The sequence below is a fragment of the Streptomyces sp. R28 genome (genome assembly GCF_041052385.1).
Taxonomy (GTDB): domain Bacteria; phylum Actinomycetota; class Actinomycetes; order Streptomycetales; family Streptomycetaceae; genus Streptomyces.
In genome coordinates, this window is record NZ_CP163439.1 from 395,649 (window position 1) to 411,363 (window position 15,715).

The window sequence follows — 15,715 nt, forward strand, 5'->3', positions numbered from 1 at the left end:
CATGTTCCAGCTCGACCCCCATCCGCTCGACTGGTTCACCGTCGACGACTCCGTGCTCAGCGTCGCTCTCGTGTTCCCCATGCAAGGCGCCGCGGGCATCTTCGGCCCGACCTGCGAGCTGTGCGCTCAGCTCGCCGCCCAGGAGGTCAACCACGCGGGCGGCGTGCTGGGCAAGGAGCTGCGGCTGCTGCCGGTGGACGGCGCCGCCGAGCCCGGTGAGATCGCCGACCGGGTCGAGGCGCTGGTGGATCTGGGAGTCGTGCAGGGTGTCACCGGCTGGCACATCTCCTCGGTGCGCCAGGCGCTGGCCCCGCGCATCGCGCACCGGGTGCCGTATGTGTACACGGCGCTGTACGAGGGCGGCGAGCACACCACGGGCGTCTTCCTGACCAGTGAGACACCGGACGATCAACTGCGGCCCGCGATGCGGCTGCTGGCGGGGGAACGCAAGGTGCGCCGGTGGTTCGTCGTCGGCAACGACTATGTGTGGCCGCGGCGCACCGCGCGGGCCGCGCGCACGTATGCGCACGAGTCGGGGGGCGGCATCTGCGGGCAGGCTTATCTGCCGCTCGGCACCCACGACTTCGACGACGTGCTGCGCCGGATCGAGCAGTCCGAGGCCGACGCCGTCCTGATGCTTCTCGTGGGCAACGACGCCGTCCGCTTCAACCGGGCGTTCGCCGCGGCCGGCCTCGACCAGCGGTGCCTGCGCCTGAGCACGCTCATGGACGAGAACATGCTGATGGCCAGCGGCCCCACGGCGACCGCCGGTCTCTACAGCACCGCCGGGTTCTTCGCCTCGCTCGCCAACCAGGACACCCTCGACTTCCACGGCCGGTACGCCGGGCGGTACGGCATCGAGGCGCCGGCGCCCGGGAGTCTCGGCGAATCGTGTTACGAGGGCGTGCTGTTGCTCGCCGCGCTCATCGCCCGGGCCGGGACGCTGGACGTGACGGCGAGCGGCGCGAGCGCCGAGTCGGTGTCGTACGAAGGACCGCGTGGGTTGCTGCGGCTCAGGGACAGCCACGTCAAGCAGCGCATCTACCTCGCGCAGGCGGACGGCGTGGACTTCGACGTGCTCACCCAGCTCGACCTCGACGGTGCTCACCCTTGACATGCACCTCACCACACCCAGATACTTCCCACAGGAAGTATCTAGAATGCCTCGGGCGAACTGTGAATTCCGGTACGGAATTCGTCCCGAGGCTTTTTTGTTTCCCGTTTCGTTGCCTGCGGCGAGCCGGAAGATACAGCTGGGAAAGTATCTCGAAACACCGTGGAAACAGGGTGACTTGAGGCTGTGGACCGCACTTCAGGGACCCTGAAGGGCTGCTGATTCCTTCCTTTTCAGGTGTCCTCGTCATGGGGACAAGGAGGTTCAATTGTCCAGCGTTCCCCACATACACCGGCGCCGGTTCCTGGCCGGTACCGCGGCGCTCGCCGCCGTCGTCGCGCTCTCGGCGTGCGGCGCGAAGACCGACGCCGCGGGCTCGTCCGACAAGGCCGCGAAGATCGACGTCAGCGGTGACACGGTCAAGGTCGGCCTGCTCAACTCGCTGTCCGGCACGATGGCGATCAGCGAGGTCACGGTACGCAACTCGCTGACGCTCGCCATCGACGAGATCAACGCCTCCGGCGGTGTGCTCGGCAAGAAGATCAAGCCGATCAGCGAGGACGGCGCCTCGGACTGGCCGACGTTCGCCGAGAAGGCGACCAAGCTCATCAAGGAGAACGGCGTCGCGGCCACCTTCGGCTGCTGGACCTCCGCCAGCCGCAAGGCCGTCAAGCCGGTGTTCGAGAAGAACAAGTCGCTGCTCTTCTACCCCGTGCAGTACGAGGGGCTGGAGGAGTCGCCGTACATCTTCTACACGGGCGCGACCACCAACCAGCAGATCGTCCCGGCCCTCGACTACCTCAAGAGCAAGGGCCTCAAGAAGCTCTACCTGGTCGGCAGCGACTACGTCTTCCCGCGCACCGCCAACAAGGAGATCCGGGCGTACGCCAAGGCCAACGGCATGACGATCCTCGGCGAGGACTACGCGCCGCTGGGATCCACGGAGTTCAGCACGATCGCCAACAAGGTGAAGGCGTCCAAGGCGGACGCGGTCTTCAACACCCTCAACGGCGACTCGAACGTGGCCTTCTTCAAGGAGTACAAGTCGGCCGGCCTGAGCGCGAAGAGCATGCCGGTCGTCTCGGTGTCGATCGCCGAGGAGGAGGTCAAGTCGATCGGCACGCAGTACCTGGACGGGCAGCTGACGGCCTGGAACTACTACCAGACCACGCCGGGTGCCGCGAACGAGAAGTTCGTGAAGGCGTACAAGGCCAAGTACGGCCAGGACAAGCCGACCAGTGACCCGATGGAGGCCGCGTACGTCTCGGTCTACCTGTGGAAGGCGATGGTCGAGAAGGCGAAGTCCTTCGACCCGGAGAAGGTGAAGGCCGCCTCGGACGGCATCACCTTCGACGCACCCGAGGGCAAGGTCACGATCGACGGCGCCTCGCAGCACATCTACAAGACCGCCCGGATCGGCAAGATCGGCTCCGACGGTCTGATCGAGCAGGTGTGGGACTCCGGCAAGCCCATCAAGCCGGACCCCTACCTCAAGGGCTACTCCTGGGCCTCCGGCCTGTCCTGACCGCTCGTCACGCGGGGGCCCGGCACACCAGCCCGGCCCCCGCTCCCCCGCCTCCCCGGAGCCGCCGTATGACCGTGATCCTCGGTCAGACCTTCACCGGCATCAGCATCGGTGCCGTTCTGCTGCTCATCGCGCTCGGTCTCTCGCTCACCTTCGGCCAGATGAACGTCATCAACATGGCCCACGGCGAGTTCATCATGGCCGGCGCCTACACGACGTACGTCCTGCAGAAGTCCATTTCTAGCGCCGGAATTTCACTTCTGGTCGCTCTCCCCGTCGCATTTCTCGTCTCGGGCGCTCTGGGCGCACTTCTCGAATGGCTGCTGATACGGCGTCTGTATCTACGGCCACTTGACACCCTTCTCGTCACCTGGGGCGTCTCCCTGATGCTCCAGCAACTCGCCCGGGACATTTTCGGCGCACCGAACGTGCAGACGCGCGCGCCCGACGTCCTCACCGGGAACATCACTCTCCTCGGCGGCGACGATCCGCTGACCGTCGCCAACAACCGCCTGTTCATACTCGGGCTGGCGGTCACGGCGGTCGTCGCGCTGTCGCTGACGTTGCGGCTGACGCCGCTGGGCCGCCGGATCCGGGCCGTGGTGCAGAACCGCGACCTCGCGGAGGTGTCCGGCATCTCGACGTCGACCGTGGACCGTACGGCCTTCTTCATCGGCTCCGGGCTCGCGGGTGTGGCCGGGGTGGCGCTGACGCTGGTCGGTCCGATCGGGCCGACGATGGGCACCAACGTGATCATCGACGCCTTCCTGGTGATCGTGGTCGGCGGCATCGGACAGCTCAAGGGCACGGTCATCGTCGCCTTCGTGCTGGGCGTGCTCCAGTCGGTGCTGGAGTACTCCACCACCGTCAGCGTCGCCAAGGTACTGGTGCTGGTCGGCATCGTCGCGTTCCTCCAGTGGCGGCCCCAGGGGCTGTACACGCTGCGGACGAGGAGTCTCGTATGAACCTGCTCAAAGGGCCCTCGGCCCGGGCCGCGGCCGGTTTCGCGGGGTCGGCCGTCGTGCTGTTCGCCCTCGCCCCGCTGCTGCTGTCCGACTTCCGCCTCGGGCTGCTCGCCAAGTACCTGTGCATCGCGATGGTCGCGGTCGGTGTCTGTCTGGCCTGGGGCCGCGGCGGTCTGCTGACGCTCGGTCAGGGCGTGTTCTTCGGGCTCGGCGGCTACGCCATGGCGATGCACCTGAAGATCGCCGACGCGGGGCCCGGCAACCTGCCCGACTTCATGCAGCTCTACGGCACCGCCACCGAACTCCCCTGGTGGTGGCAGCCGTTCGCGAATCCGCTGTTCGCCCTCGCGGCGACCGTGCTGCTCCCGATGGCCGTGGCCGCCGTGCTCGGCTCCTTCATCTTCCGGCGCCGGGTCAAGGGCGCGTACTTCGCGATCCTCAGCCAGGCGCTCGCCGCCGCCTTCGCCATCTGGCTGATCGGCCAGCAGGCCACGACCGGCGGCACCAACGGGCTCACCGACATCCAGGGCTTCTTCGGATACGACCTCGACGACCCGGTCAACCAGCGAATGGTGTACTTCGTCATCGCCGCCGCCCTGCTGCTGCTCATCGCCCTCGCCCGCCAGCTGATCCACAGCCGCTACGGCGAACTCCTCGTCGCCGTACGGGACTCGGAGGAGCGGGTGCGCTTCCTCGGCTACGACCCGGCGAACGTCAAGCTCGTCGCGTATGTGGTGGCGGCCGGCATGGCGGGCCTCGCGGGCGCGCTGTTCGTGCCGGCGGTCGGCATCATCTCGCCGGCGCTGATCGGCATCGTGCCGTCGATCGAGTTCGTCATCGGCGCGGCTGTGGGCGGCCGGGCCAGCCTGGTCGGGGCGGTGCTCGGCGCGGTCGCGGTGGCGTGGGCGAAGACGGCGCTGTCGGAGGAGTTCCCGGCGGCCTGGACCTACTTCCAGGGACTGCTGTTCATCGTGGCGCTCGCCTTCCTGCCCGGCGGTCTCGCCTCGCTGGTGGGCATCGTACGGCGACGCAGGGCCACGGCCGAGCAGAAGGCGGCCGTCATCCCCGTAGGAGAGGCAGCATGACCAGCGTAGGAGAGGCAGCATGACCGGCCTGGAGATACGCCGACTGCGGGTGTCCTTCGACGGGTTCACCGCGGTCGACGGAGTCGACCTCGACGTCCGCCCCGGGGATCTGCGGTTCCTCATCGGCCCCAACGGCGCGGGCAAGACGACCCTCGTCGACGCCGTGACCGGCCTGGTGAGGGCTCAGGGTTCGGTGCGGTTCGGCGGCCAGGAACTGCTCGGGCGGAGCGTGCACAGGATCGCCCGGTCGGGCATCGGGCGGACCTTCCAGACCGCCACCGTCTTCGAGGAGTTGACGGTCCTGCAGAACCTGGACATCGCGGCGGGCGCGGGCCGGAGCATGTGGACCATGCTGCGGCGGCGCAAGGACGTCCCCGAGCCGGTCGCCAGGGCGTTGGAGACGGTCGGGCTCACCGAGCTCGCCGACTCCCCCGCCGGGACGCTCGCGCACGGTCAGAAGCAGTGGCTGGAGATCGGCATGCTGCTCGTGCAGGACGTACGGCTGCTGCTGCTCGACGAACCGGTGGCCGGCATGAGCCACGACGAGCGTCAGGCGACCGGCGAGCTGCTGCAACGCATCAGTGAGGAGCGGACCGTGGTCGTCATCGAGCACGACATGGACTTCATGCGGTCCTTCGCCCGCAGCGTCAGCGTGCTGCACGCGGGCAAGGTGCTCAGCGAGGGCACGGTGGCCGAGGTGCAGGCGGATCCGAAGGTGCAGGAGGTGTACCTCGGGCACGCGGCCGCCGAGGTCACCGCCGACGCGGCCGTACAGGAGGCGTGATGCTCCAGATCGACGACGTACGCGTCGGCTACCACCGCAGCTCCGTCCTGCACGGCGTCTCCGTCGAGGTGCCCAAGGACGGCGTGGCGGCCGTGCTCGGGCACAACGGCGCGGGCAAGAGCACGCTGCTGCGGGCCGCCGTGGGACTGCTCACGCCGACCAGCGGCACGATCCGCCTGGACGGCGAGGACATCACCCGCCGCAAGCCGCACGAACGGGTCGCGCGCGGAATGGCGTACGTCCCGCAAGGTCAGCAGTCGTTCCCGCACCTGACCACCGCCGAGAACCTCCAGCTGGTCGCGGACGGGCGCAGGCGCGGCAAGGAGTCGGTCGCCGAGGCCCTGGACCTGTTCCCGGCGCTGCGGACCCTGTCCAACCGCCGCGCGGGTCTGCTCTCCGGCGGCCAGCGGCAGCAACTCGCCATCGCCCGCGCCCTGGTGACGGATCCTCGGCTGCTGCTCCTCGACGAGCCGACCGAGGGCATCCAGCCGTCGGTGGTCGCCGAGATCGAGGAGACGATCCTCGCGCTGGCCGCGCGGGGCGGGCTCTCGGTGCTGCTGATCGAGCAGCACGTCGGGTTCGCGATGCGGGCGGCTCAGCGGTACTACGTGCTGGAGGCGGGCCGGGTCACGTCCTTCGGCGAGGGTGGTGCGGAGGCCGAGGTGGCGGTGCGGGAGGCGCTCAGCGTGTGAGGGCGCGGCGCCGGCGTTCGAGCCAGGCACGCTCCGCCGGGCTCCCGGTCAGGGCGAGCGCGGCCTCGTAGGCCCGGACCGCCTCCGTGTCCCGGCCCAGGCGCCGCAGCAGGTCGGCGCGGACCGCGTGGAAGACGTGGTAGCCGTCCAGGCCGAGGCCGTCCACGAGGTCGAGGGCCACTCTCACGCCCTCGACCCCGGCCACGGCCACCGCCCGGTTCAGGGCGACGACGGGGCTGGGGGCCAGAGCCATCAGCTGGTCGTACAGCTGGACAACCTGCCCCCAGTCCGTGGCCTCGGCGGTGGGCGCGTCGCTGTGCACGGCCTGAATGGCGGCCTGGATCTGGTACTGCCCCGGCTGGCTCCGGCGCAGGCACCGCCGTACGAGGGCCTGTCCTTCCGCCACGAGGTCGCGGTCCCAGCGCTCCCGGTCCTGCTCGGGCAGCGGCACGAGCGCCCCGTCGGCGTCCTCCCGCGCGGGCCGGCGGGACTCCACGAGGAGCATCAGCGCGAGCAGGCCGCTGACCTCGGGCTCGTCCGGCATCAGCTCGGACAGCAGTCGGCCCAGGCGTACGGCTTCCGCGCACAGCTCGGGCGAGCCGCCGTAGCCCTCGTTGAAGATCAGGTAGACGACGGCGAGGACGCCGTTCAGCCGGTCCGGGAGGTCGGCGTCACGAGGCACGCGATACGGGATGCGCGCGTCGCGGATCTTCGCCTTGGCCCGCACCAGACGCTGGGCCATGGTCGGCTCGGGCACAAGGAAGGCGCGGGCGATCCGGGCGGCGGTGAGTCCGCCGAGGAGGCGCAGGGTGAGGGCGACCTGGGCCTGGGGGGCGAGGGCGGGGTGGCAGCAGGTGAAGATGAGCCGGAGCCGTTCGTCGCGCACGGGGCCCTCCTCGGGCAGCGCGTCGGGGGCGTGCAGCAGGGCGGCCTCGGCGTGCCGTTCGTCCCGCTTGGCCTCGCGGCGCAGCCGGTCGATCGCCCGGTTGCGGGCGGTCGTGATGATCCACCCGGCCGGGCTCGGCGGCACACCGGTCTCCGGCCAGCGGCGCACCGCCGTGGTGAAGGCGTCCTGGACCGCTTCCTCGGCGAGGTCGATGTCGCCGAGGAAGCGGACGAGGACGGCGACGGCGCGGCCGTACTCGGCACGGAAGACGTCCTCGATGTCCGGGGCCGTCATCAGTCCTCGGCTTCGCCCATGAACGGGCGCACCTCGATGGGCAGCGTGGTCGCCAGCGCCGCCTTGCGCCCCCATTCGAGGGCCGCGTCCAGGTCGGGCGCCTTGATCAGGCAGATCCCGCCGAGCATCTCCTTGCCCTCGGCGTACGGTCCGTCGGTGATCAGGACGTCGCCGGCGCTGGGCCTCAGCACGGTGGACGACTCCGGGCCGTGCAGTCCCCCCGCGAAGACCCAGGCACCGGCCTGCCTGAGCTCCTGGTGGAAGACATCGAGGTTCTTGCCGATCTCGGCGAGCACCTCCGGCGGGGGCAGCTCGTCACCCACCGGCTGCACCACGCTGAGCAGGTAGTACTTCATGACAGCCTCCTTGGCGTCGGAGCGTCCCTCTGTGGCGCTCTCTCACCTCCTACACGAACGGCCCGCCCTCGGATCGACACCCGGCCGACCGACACCGGAGAGTTTCACGGACGGCGACCGCGCTTACATCGCCATGAACCCGACGAGCTCTACACATAAAGAAAAAATAAGCGCAAAATGTCCTCTAGGCGGCGCTTACCGCATACCGCACCAGACGCGGTCAGGCCTGCAAGTCAAAGGAGACGAGTCATGGCCAACGTGCAGCCCACCAGAGGTGACATAACCGGCCACCCCGATGTATCCGAAATGCGGGAACGCTACGACCGCATGCTCGGCGGTCGTGACGTGGCACTCGTGGACGGACCGGTGTTCCTGCTCGGTCTGTACTGTGCGGTGTCCCCCTGGATACTCCACTACACGACCAGCCAGCCCCCGCTCGTGACCCACAACCTGATCGTGGGCATCGCGATCGGCCTGCTGGCCCTCGGGTTCACCCGGGCCCCGGAACGCATGTACGGCCTCAGCTGGGCCTTCTGCGCGATGGGCACCTGGATGATCATCGCACCGTGGATCGTCGGCGACAGCCCGGACGCGGGTGTGGTCCTCAACAACATCATCATCGGCGCACTGGCCGTGGTCCTGGGGATGATCTGCGCCGGTACGGCGGCGAGGAGCACCACCAGGCCGTAAGGGCTCAGCGGAGAGGAAGCCACGCCGGCCGGTCCGCACCCGCGGACCGCCCTCTCGCACCCCCTCACTGCGGCCTCGCTCAACGAGCCGGCATCAGCCACGGTTCCTGAGGCAGTACATGGCCGGTCTCCAGGAGCGACTTGAGGTTGGACAGCACCGCCGGCCAGCCGGACGACACATCGGCGCGCGCGCTCTCGTCCGGGAGGTGTTCGTGGGTCACGGTGAGGCGGACGATCTCGGCGTGCTGCTGGATGTCGAAGGTGACCCGGGAGTGCTTGTCCTGCTGCCCCTCCTCGTCCGGCGCCGCCCAGGTGGTGACCAGGCGGCTCGGGCGCTCGCTCTCCACGACGGTGCCGACCACGTCGGCGATGCCGGAGCCGTCCGTACGCACGTGTTCCCAGCGGGATCCGGGCCGCCAGTCCGAGACGTTGCTGTGGCCCCAGTAGGCGGCGGTCAGGTCCGCGTCGGTGAGCGCGTCCCATACCTTCTCGGGCGTGCTCTCGATGTAGGTGACGTACACGAATGTGGGCTTGTCGGTCACGGCTTCCTCGGCTCGTCGTTTCACGGCGCCGAGCACGCTCAGGCGTGGGCGCTCGAACTTGTCGATCCACCGCTCCTGGATCTCGTGGAGCGGGACCGGATTGAGGTAGTGCAGCTTCTCCCGCCCTCGCCGCACCGTGCTGACCAGGTTGGCGGCCTCCAGGACGGCCAGATGCTGGGTCACCGACTGGCGTGCCATGTCGATACGCGCGCACAGCTCCCCCAAGGTCTGCCCGTTGCCCTCGTGCAGACGGTCCAGGAGCCGTCTGCGCGTGTCGTCGGCCAGCGCCTTGAAGACCTTGTCCATCCCGGAGTCACTCTCTGATCGCACACTCAACGTTATGCAGGCAATTACCTGCATGTCAATCGGATCAGCCGAGGAAGGCGCCCAGCCCTCGTCGGTGTTCCGCCACCCAGGCGTACGCGTTCCGCACCTCGTCCACAGCCCCGCGTTCCCGCAGCCCCACCATGGCGGGCTCACCGCGCTCCGCGCCGGCCTCGATGCCCCTCCAGCAGCGGCCCTGCCACCAAAGGATCACGTCGACGATCCCCCCACTGCCGCCGCCCGGCCCGTACGCGTCGCACACGAGCGCGATACGCCGGGCGGCTTCGGACACATCGGTGATGCCCGGCCCCAGATCCAGGTACTGCCAGCACACATGGGCGAGGTCATGAACGCGCTCGCCGGGCCGGGCAAGGTCCCAGTCGACGAAGGCGGTCGGCCACCACTCGCCGCCGTCCACCGCGTACACCGTGTTCTTCGGGGCAAGGTCGTTGTGGCACACGACGTCCCGGCCGCCCGCCAGTGACGTTCCGTGCGTCAAGTCATGGAAGCGGCGGACGAGTTGAGCGACGCGAACAAGCGCCGCGTCGGTGCACGCCACCGCCCGCTCCCGGGCAGTGACGGCCGCCCGCCCCTCGAGGTATTCGAACACCTCCCGGCCCCGCTCGTCCGTCCCCAGGTGGCGCGGCGCCCCGGTCCAGCCGCAGCCCTCGAAGAACGCGAGCAGCTCCCGGACATACCCGGACCGTTCGTGCGACGTACGCCGTACGGTCGCCCTCACCCGCACGACCTCGTTGACGGCCCCGCCACCGAGCTCCCACTCCCCCATCCGCACCTCCGCCGATCAGCAGGAACACGACCCAAAACCACTCGCCAAGGATGCCCCCGCCCGGGGACGCTGCTCACATGGATCATGCGGAAGCACTGCTCATCGGAGGACGGGCCGGGGCCGGCAAGACCACGGTGGGCTGGGAGGTCTCGGCCCGGCTGCGGGCCGCGCAGGTCGCGCATGCCGTGATCGACGGCGACTTCATGGGAGCCGTCCATCCGGCACCGGCCGGGGACGCGCCCCGGTCCGCCATCACGGAGCGGAACCTGGCTGCCGTGTGGGGGAACTACGCCGAGCTCGGATACCGGCGTCTCGTCTACACGAACACCGTCAGTGTGCTCGACGAGGCGGCGCCCATGTTCCGCCGGGCCATGGGTGAGCGCGTACGGCTCGTACGGGTTCTGCTCACCGCCACCGACGTAACGGCCGAACAGCGGCTGGCCGGGCGCGAACTGGGCTCCGAGCTGGAGCACGAGGTGCGGTGCAGCGCCCGCAAGGCACGGCTCCTGGACGAGCGGGCGCCCGCGGACGTCGTGCGCGTGGTGACCGACGGCCGCCCGGTGATCGACATTGCGGCGGAGGTGGTGGCCGCCACCGGGTGGGTCACGGAGATCGCGGGCAGCGCCGGAGCGGCGAGGCGTCCGGCGTCCACCGCTGGTTGAAGCGGAACGGACTGTCCCTCCCTCCAAGGGGAACTCGACTTATTGCGGGGGACAGGAGGAAGAGGGGCGAAATGGAGATCTCAGGCATCATCAGTGCCATCATTATCGGCATCATCATTGGTGTGCTGGGGCGCCTCGTGGTGCCGGGCCGTCAGCGCATCGGGGTCCTGTGGACGATCCTCGTCGGCATCGTGGCCGCACTGCTCGGCTCGGCGCTCGCGGCCGGCCTCGACGTGGCCGACACCGACGGCGTCGACTGGATCGAGTGGCTCATCCAGATCGGCCTCGCCGCACTGGGCGTCGCCGCACTGGCCCGGACGAAGGCGCGCCGCTGACGCGGTAGGCGAACAGCTGGACGCGGAACGCAGAGAAGCAGAGTGAAACGCCTGGACAGGGCTCACACGGAAGGCGGCACACGCGCAGACACCGCAGTCGCGAAGGGACGGCGCACCGACAGCATGCGGCGCGCCGTTCACGTGCGTGCCGCGGCCCGCATCGCGGCGAGGCCGTCGCGGGTCGCGGGGTGGGCGGGCGTCCAGCCGAGCTCCCGCTCCGCCTTCGCCGTGGACACCCGCAACGTCGTCGACATCATCGTGTGCGCGTACGACATGGGCCGCATCAGCCACAGCGGTACGGTCAGCGGTTTCGGCAGCCCGAACTCCTCGGCCACACACCGGACATGGGTCCCGAAACCCATCGGGCTGCGGTCGGCGATGTTGTACGCCTGGCCGGGGCGCCCGCGCTCGACGGCGGCGGGCACCGCTCGGCCCGCGTCGGTGAGGTCGATCCAGGGCAGGACCCGGCCGTGATCGGCGGGGACGGGCAGTTGCCGCTTGCGCAGCATCGGCAGGAGGGCGTCGGTGCCGCCGGGGCCGTAGAACAGGCCGAAGCGCAGGGCGACGCCGTCCAACCCCGGGGTGCCGAAGGTGAGTTGTTCCTTGACGCGCATCGCCGCGATGTGCCGTTCCAGCTCCGGGGAGCGGCCGCGCGGACCGAAGGGGTCGTCCTCGGTGATCACACGGTCGCCGTGGTCGCCGTAGCCGTATCCGAAGACCATGGACTCCGTCACGAAGCGTCGGGCGCCGGTGGCCTGCGCGGCCTCGATCAGGTGGGCGGTCCCGTCGGTGCGCAGCGCGTTGGTGGCGTGCATGTCGCGGTGGCGCATGGGCGGCTTGCGCAGTGCGGTCGCGGCGTGGATCACCGTGTCGAAGTGGTGGCCGTCGACGGCGCGCAGCAGGGCGTCGCGGTTCGTCAGGTCGGCCTGGATGTCGTTGCGCCCGCCCCGGCCGAGGCCGGTGACCTTGTGGCCCGCCTCTGTCAGGGCGCGGGTGATGTGCCTGCCCAGGACGCCGCCGGCGCCCGCAAGGAGGACGCTCCGGCTGTGGCCGCTGTCGTTGCTCTGGTTCGTCGTCATGCCCCTGCGACGGATCGAACCGGCTCGGATGTGACATCCGGCCGAGGTGACCACTCTGCGTGATCGGCCGGTGCCCCTACGGCGTGTACAGGTACGGCGTCGTCGTGGTCAGCGGTTCGAAGCCGAGCCGTTCCAGGATGGGCCGGCTCGTGCTCATGGCGTCGACCTGGAGGTACCGGTAGCCACGGTCCACGGCGGCGCGGGCCCGATGTGCGACCAGCGCGCGGTAGATGCCCCGGCCCCGCCAGCCCTCGACGGTCCCGCCGCCCCACAGCCCGGCGAACCGCGTCCCCGGGACGAGCTCCATCCGGGCCGCGCTCACCGGAGTGTCACCGGCCAGCGCGACGACCGCGACCACGGTGTCCGGGTCGGTCGTGAGCTGGGCGAGCAGCTGGTGCCGGAGCCGGGAGCCGTCGGTGCCGAAGGCCTTCTCGTGGACCTCCGCGACGAGGTCGACGCCCGCCCGGTCGGTCACGGAGATCATGCGGACGCCTTCCGGCGGCTCCGCCTCCAGGTTCAGGTCGGCGACCTCGCCGATCATCAGCGTCTCCTCGGGCTCGGCCGTGAAGCCTGCGGCCCTGAGCCGCTGTCCGAGGTCGACCGGGAGGTCATGGCCGTCCAGCTTCCACTCGAACTCGCGCCCGAGCCCGCAGAAGTGGGCGACCTGTGCGGCGATCGCCGCGTCGGCGCCCGCCTCGTCGAGGTCGGACCACACGACGCCGTTCCAGCCGAGTGCGGACGACACCTGGCGGACCACCCCGCCGGCCCTCTCGACCAGGGCCTCAGGACCGTCCGGCCGCGCGCCTTGCCGCATGTCACGGTCGAAGAGGGCGAGCACGCCGGCATGATCCATGGGATCACTCCACCACCCCGCCACTGCCCCGGCAAGGCCTTTTCGCCTCGGCCGCACGACCTGGGCGACCATAGGAAGCTCAACGCGAAGCCGCACCGCGAGGAGGGCCGTACGTCATGGTCGTGAAGGACGCCGAACTGCCGCACCTGCGTCGTTGCGTCGAGCTCGCCGGGCAAGCGCTTGACGCCGGGGACGAGCCGTTCGGTTCGGTTCTGGTGGGGGCGGACGGCGTGGTGCTCGCCGAGGACCACAACCGGGTGGCCTCGGGCGACCGCACCCGGCACCCCGAGTTCGAACTGGCACGCTGGTCCGCCGCCCATATGACGCCCGAGGAGCGGGCGGCCACCACGGTGTACACCTCCGGCGAGCACTGCCCGATGTGCGCGGCCGCGCATGCGTGGGTGGGCCTGGGGCGCATCGTGTACGTCGCCTCGTCGGAGCAACTGGCCGGATGGCTGGGCGAGTTGGGGGTACCCGCCCCGCCCGTGCGGACTCTTCCGGTCCAGGAGGTCGCCCCCGGCGTGGTCGTGGAGGGCCCGGTGCCCGAGCTGACGGACGACATCCGCGCCCTGCACTTTCGCTTCCACCGCCCAACCGGCTGACGGGCAGGTGATCCCGGCAGCGGTGCCGCTGAAAGGCCGTACGCGCTAGCCGAGTTCCAGGGTGGTGACGCCGAACACGCGTTCCTCGGCGTACGGCCGCACCGGGCTCGTGTACATGCGGGCCGTCTCGAAGGAGGGGGTGAAACCGGCCTCCTCGGCGAGAGCCACGCCCGCCGCGTTGGGCTCGGGCACGTCGATGGCGACCTCGCGGCCTGCCGCCTCGGCGGTCAGGGCGGCGAACAGGGCCCGCGCGTCCTCGGCGGTGTCGGCGAACAGCGGGCCGATGCGCGGGCAGTCGTGGCCGGCGCGGATCACACCGTAGCCGGTGACGCGCTCGCCGGTGCGCCGGACCACGGCGTGGTGTCCGGGGCCGGTGAGCCATTGGGCGAGGAAGCGGGGGCGGTCGGCCGGAGTGCAGGTGCCGTCGTACGCGGTGATGTCCTCGATGTCCTCGGACCGTACGACCTGCACATCCGCCGGCACCTCGGAGGCGGGCGCGGTTCCGCTGAACCGTACCGTGCGGTGGGCGAGTTCGAAGCCGGAGCGGCGGTAGTTGTCCTGCTGGGCGACGACCCCGTCGAGTCCGATCGTGCGGTTTCCGGCGTGGGCCAGCGCGGTCTTCCACGTGGTCAGGCCGTGGCCGCGGCCGCGCAGGTCGGGGCGGACCAGGTAGTGGCCGAGGAAGGCGTAGTCCGTGCCGTAGTTGACGACCGAGATCGCCGAGACGGGCTCGCCGCCGATCCTGCCGATGAAGAAGCCGTCGGGGTCCTCGGCGAAGAAGGCCGGTCCGTCGGCGAGCCCCGGGTTCCAGCCCTCGCCGGCGGCCCATCCGCGGATGACCGACCAGTCGTCGAGGCCTGCACGGGTGACGACGAGGTCTTCGGGGGCCGGAGAGGCCATGGGTGCGCTCCATTCCTTGAGGGACTTTGCCTGCGCACGGTGATCGACCGCGCACGGAGCATCCTTGCGGATCGTCCGGGAGGGCGCCACGGCGTGATCAAGCCGTTGACGCGCCCCAAAGGGCCACGGCCGCCCGGGTGTTCGGTCCTTAGGCCCTTAAGCCCTTCGACACTTCGGTACTTCGGCACTTCAGCGCTTCGGTACGACGAAGGCCCCACCGCTTGCCGGTGGGCCTTCCGTGCCGCGCGCGAAGCGCGGGGTCAGCGCGCCGCCTGGGGGCGGAAGCGCCGGTACAGGACGGCCCCGCTCAGGACGAGAACCGTGCCGCCCACCACGGCGGCGAGGGGCTGGTCCGCACCCGTGTGGGCGAGGGCGACCTCCGGCCCGTGCGGGACGAACGCGTGCGGCACCGGACGCGGCTGGTGCCTCGTCGGCGGTACGGACGGCTTCGGCGCCGGCTTCGTGGCGTGCGGAGGGTGGTCGCCGGGGGTGTTCACGGACTCGTTGCCGGTCGCCGGGTTGCCGACGCCGACCACGTTCACCGTGTTGCCGCTGACGTTCACCGGGAGGTGGACCGGCAGCTGGATGGTGTTGCCGGAGACGACGCCCGGCGAATCCTTTCCGCTTCCCTCGGCCGAGGCCCCGCCGTTCGACGCCCCTCCCGCCTTGCCGTCCCCGCCCTCGTTGGTGCAGGTGTTGCCCACGGCGGGGTTGAGCAGCCCCACCACGTTCACGGTGTTCCCGCACACGTTCACCGGGACGTGCACCGGGAGCTGGATGGTGTTGCCGGAGATCAGCCCGGGTGAGTCGGCCGCGGCACCGTCCGCCGCGGAATCGGCATACGCCGGCATCGTCACAGCCATCGCGCCGGTGGCGGCGAAGGCGATCACACCGTTTCGGGTAACCCGTCTCATAGGTTCCCTGCCTTCCAGACATGGTCGCGAGCACTCGCTCGCACCGGATAAAACGCCGATGAACCATTCGAGTTATGGCTTATCGGCCTTTCACCCCATCGAGCGGCATGGTTGTCGAACTGAGTGATGACTCCTGTTTCATCCGCCTTCTGGACCAGAGCCCCCTCGACGACCTGCTGCCCGCGTGCACGGACCGGGGAATCTCGGTTCTCGCGGCGTCGACCTTCAACTCCGCCTACGGACCGAGGGCCTCTTGGACGAGCGGGCACCGTGCGGTTGACCGTACTTCGGCCCCGTCGGCCTGGGCCGAACGCAAGGAGGCCGAAG

At 70.0% G+C, this 15,715-nt stretch carries 18 protein-coding genes; 10 read left to right on the forward strand and 8 right to left on the reverse strand.

The genetic code is table 11. The features are described 5' to 3' along the window. The first annotated feature begins 1 nt into the window (after position 1). The 6 genes from AB5J49_RS01735 (at position 2) to urtE (ending at position 6,165) form a co-directional block, all read left to right on the forward strand. Positions 2-1,114 carry a substrate-binding domain-containing protein gene (locus tag AB5J49_RS01735; protein ID WP_369166673.1) on the forward strand — a complete coding sequence of 371 codons (1,113 nt, stop codon included), beginning with the start codon at positions 2-4 and terminating at the stop codon, positions 1,112-1,114. A 268-nt stretch (positions 1,115-1,382) separates the two neighbouring features. After that, positions 1,383-2,639, forward strand: a complete 1,257-nt coding sequence (urtA, locus tag AB5J49_RS01740) for an urea ABC transporter substrate-binding protein (RefSeq protein ID WP_369166674.1) — start codon at positions 1,383-1,385, stop codon at positions 2,637-2,639. Positions 2,640-2,707: 68 nt separating this feature from the next. After that, positions 2,708-3,604 (forward strand): urea ABC transporter permease subunit UrtB, encoded by an 897-nt coding sequence (gene urtB, locus AB5J49_RS01745; RefSeq protein ID WP_369166675.1) that lies wholly within the window; start codon positions 2,708-2,710, stop codon positions 3,602-3,604. Next, positions 3,601-4,689: an urea ABC transporter permease subunit UrtC gene (urtC, locus tag AB5J49_RS01750; protein ID WP_369166676.1), complete on the forward strand. Its 1,089-nt coding sequence runs from the start codon at positions 3,601-3,603 to the stop codon at positions 4,687-4,689. Before urtB ends, urtC begins: the two co-directional genes overlap by 4 nt. A 19-nt stretch (positions 4,690-4,708) precedes the next feature. Then, positions 4,709-5,473 (forward strand): urea ABC transporter ATP-binding protein UrtD, encoded by a 765-nt coding sequence (gene urtD, locus AB5J49_RS01755; protein WP_369166677.1) that lies wholly within the window; start codon positions 4,709-4,711, stop codon positions 5,471-5,473. After that, positions 5,473-6,165 (forward strand): urea ABC transporter ATP-binding subunit UrtE, encoded by a 693-nt coding sequence (urtE, locus tag AB5J49_RS01760; protein ID WP_369166678.1) that lies wholly within the window; start codon positions 5,473-5,475, stop codon positions 6,163-6,165. Before urtD ends, urtE begins: the two co-directional genes overlap by 1 nt. Here urtE and AB5J49_RS01765 read toward each other — a convergent pair. Further along, on the reverse strand, positions 6,155-7,345 hold the full coding sequence (locus tag AB5J49_RS01765) for an RNA polymerase sigma factor (protein ID WP_369166679.1): 1,191 nt from the start codon (positions 7,343-7,345) through the stop codon (positions 6,155-6,157). The two genes, urtE and AB5J49_RS01765, sit on opposite strands and share 11 nt — an antisense overlap. Beyond that, positions 7,345-7,701: a YciI family protein gene (locus AB5J49_RS01770; protein WP_369166680.1), complete on the reverse strand. Its 357-nt coding sequence runs from the start codon at positions 7,699-7,701 to the stop codon at positions 7,345-7,347. The genes AB5J49_RS01765 and AB5J49_RS01770 overlap by 1 nt, the downstream gene beginning before the upstream one ends. Positions 7,702-7,950: 249 nt before the next feature. Here AB5J49_RS01770 and AB5J49_RS01775 point away from each other — a divergent pair, with 249 nt between their 5' ends. After that, positions 7,951-8,391, forward strand: a complete 441-nt coding sequence (locus tag AB5J49_RS01775) for an SPW repeat protein (protein ID WP_369166681.1) — start codon at positions 7,951-7,953, stop codon at positions 8,389-8,391. Positions 8,392-8,470: 79 nt separating this feature from the next. Here the strand turns inward: AB5J49_RS01775 and AB5J49_RS01780 are convergent, their stop codons facing one another. Then, positions 8,471-9,238, reverse strand: a complete 768-nt coding sequence (locus AB5J49_RS01780) for an ArsR/SmtB family transcription factor (protein WP_369166682.1) — start codon at positions 9,236-9,238, stop codon at positions 8,471-8,473. A gap of 64 nt (positions 9,239-9,302) precedes the next feature. Continuing rightward, positions 9,303-10,043, reverse strand: a complete 741-nt coding sequence (locus AB5J49_RS01785; RefSeq protein ID WP_369166683.1) for a phosphotransferase — start codon at positions 10,041-10,043, stop codon at positions 9,303-9,305. Between the two features lie 77 nt (positions 10,044-10,120). Between AB5J49_RS01785 and AB5J49_RS01790 the strand changes: the two genes are divergently transcribed. Beyond that, positions 10,121-10,705: a hypothetical protein gene (locus AB5J49_RS01790; protein ID WP_369166684.1), complete on the forward strand. Its 585-nt coding sequence runs from the start codon at positions 10,121-10,123 to the stop codon at positions 10,703-10,705. A 71-nt stretch (positions 10,706-10,776) separates the two neighbouring features. Then, positions 10,777-11,040, forward strand: a complete 264-nt coding sequence (locus tag AB5J49_RS01795; protein ID WP_369166685.1) for a GlsB/YeaQ/YmgE family stress response membrane protein — start codon at positions 10,777-10,779, stop codon at positions 11,038-11,040. Between the two features lie 137 nt (positions 11,041-11,177). On the opposite strand, the gene AB5J49_RS01800 is transcribed toward AB5J49_RS01795, so the two are convergent. Together AB5J49_RS01800 and AB5J49_RS01805 are read right to left on the reverse strand one after the other, a co-directional pair. Continuing rightward, positions 11,178-12,119: an NAD-dependent epimerase/dehydratase family protein gene (locus tag AB5J49_RS01800; protein ID WP_369166686.1), complete on the reverse strand. Its 942-nt coding sequence runs from the start codon at positions 12,117-12,119 to the stop codon at positions 11,178-11,180. 76 nt (positions 12,120-12,195) lie between these two features. Further along, positions 12,196-12,972, reverse strand: coding sequence for a GNAT family N-acetyltransferase (locus AB5J49_RS01805; RefSeq protein ID WP_369166687.1), 777 nt, complete (start codon positions 12,970-12,972; stop codon positions 12,196-12,198). A gap of 116 nt (positions 12,973-13,088) precedes the next feature. On the opposite strand from AB5J49_RS01805, the gene AB5J49_RS01810 reads away from it, so the two are divergent. Then, the gene (locus AB5J49_RS01810; protein WP_369166688.1) at positions 13,089-13,574 is read left to right on the forward strand and encodes a nucleoside deaminase; all 486 of its coding nucleotides are present in this window, start codon (positions 13,089-13,091) and stop codon (positions 13,572-13,574) included. Between the two features lie 45 nt (positions 13,575-13,619). On the opposite strand, the gene AB5J49_RS01815 is transcribed toward AB5J49_RS01810, so the two are convergent. Together AB5J49_RS01815 and AB5J49_RS01820 are read right to left on the reverse strand one after the other, a co-directional pair. After that, positions 13,620-14,474 carry a GNAT family N-acetyltransferase gene (locus AB5J49_RS01815; protein WP_369166689.1) on the reverse strand — a complete coding sequence of 285 codons (855 nt, stop codon included), beginning with the start codon at positions 14,472-14,474 and terminating at the stop codon, positions 13,620-13,622. 260 nt (positions 14,475-14,734) lie between these two features. Continuing rightward, complete coding sequence (locus tag AB5J49_RS01820) at positions 14,735-15,388, reverse strand: chaplin family protein (protein ID WP_369166690.1); 654 nt, start codon at positions 15,386-15,388, stop codon at positions 14,735-14,737. Between the last annotated feature and the right edge of the window lie 327 nt (positions 15,389-15,715).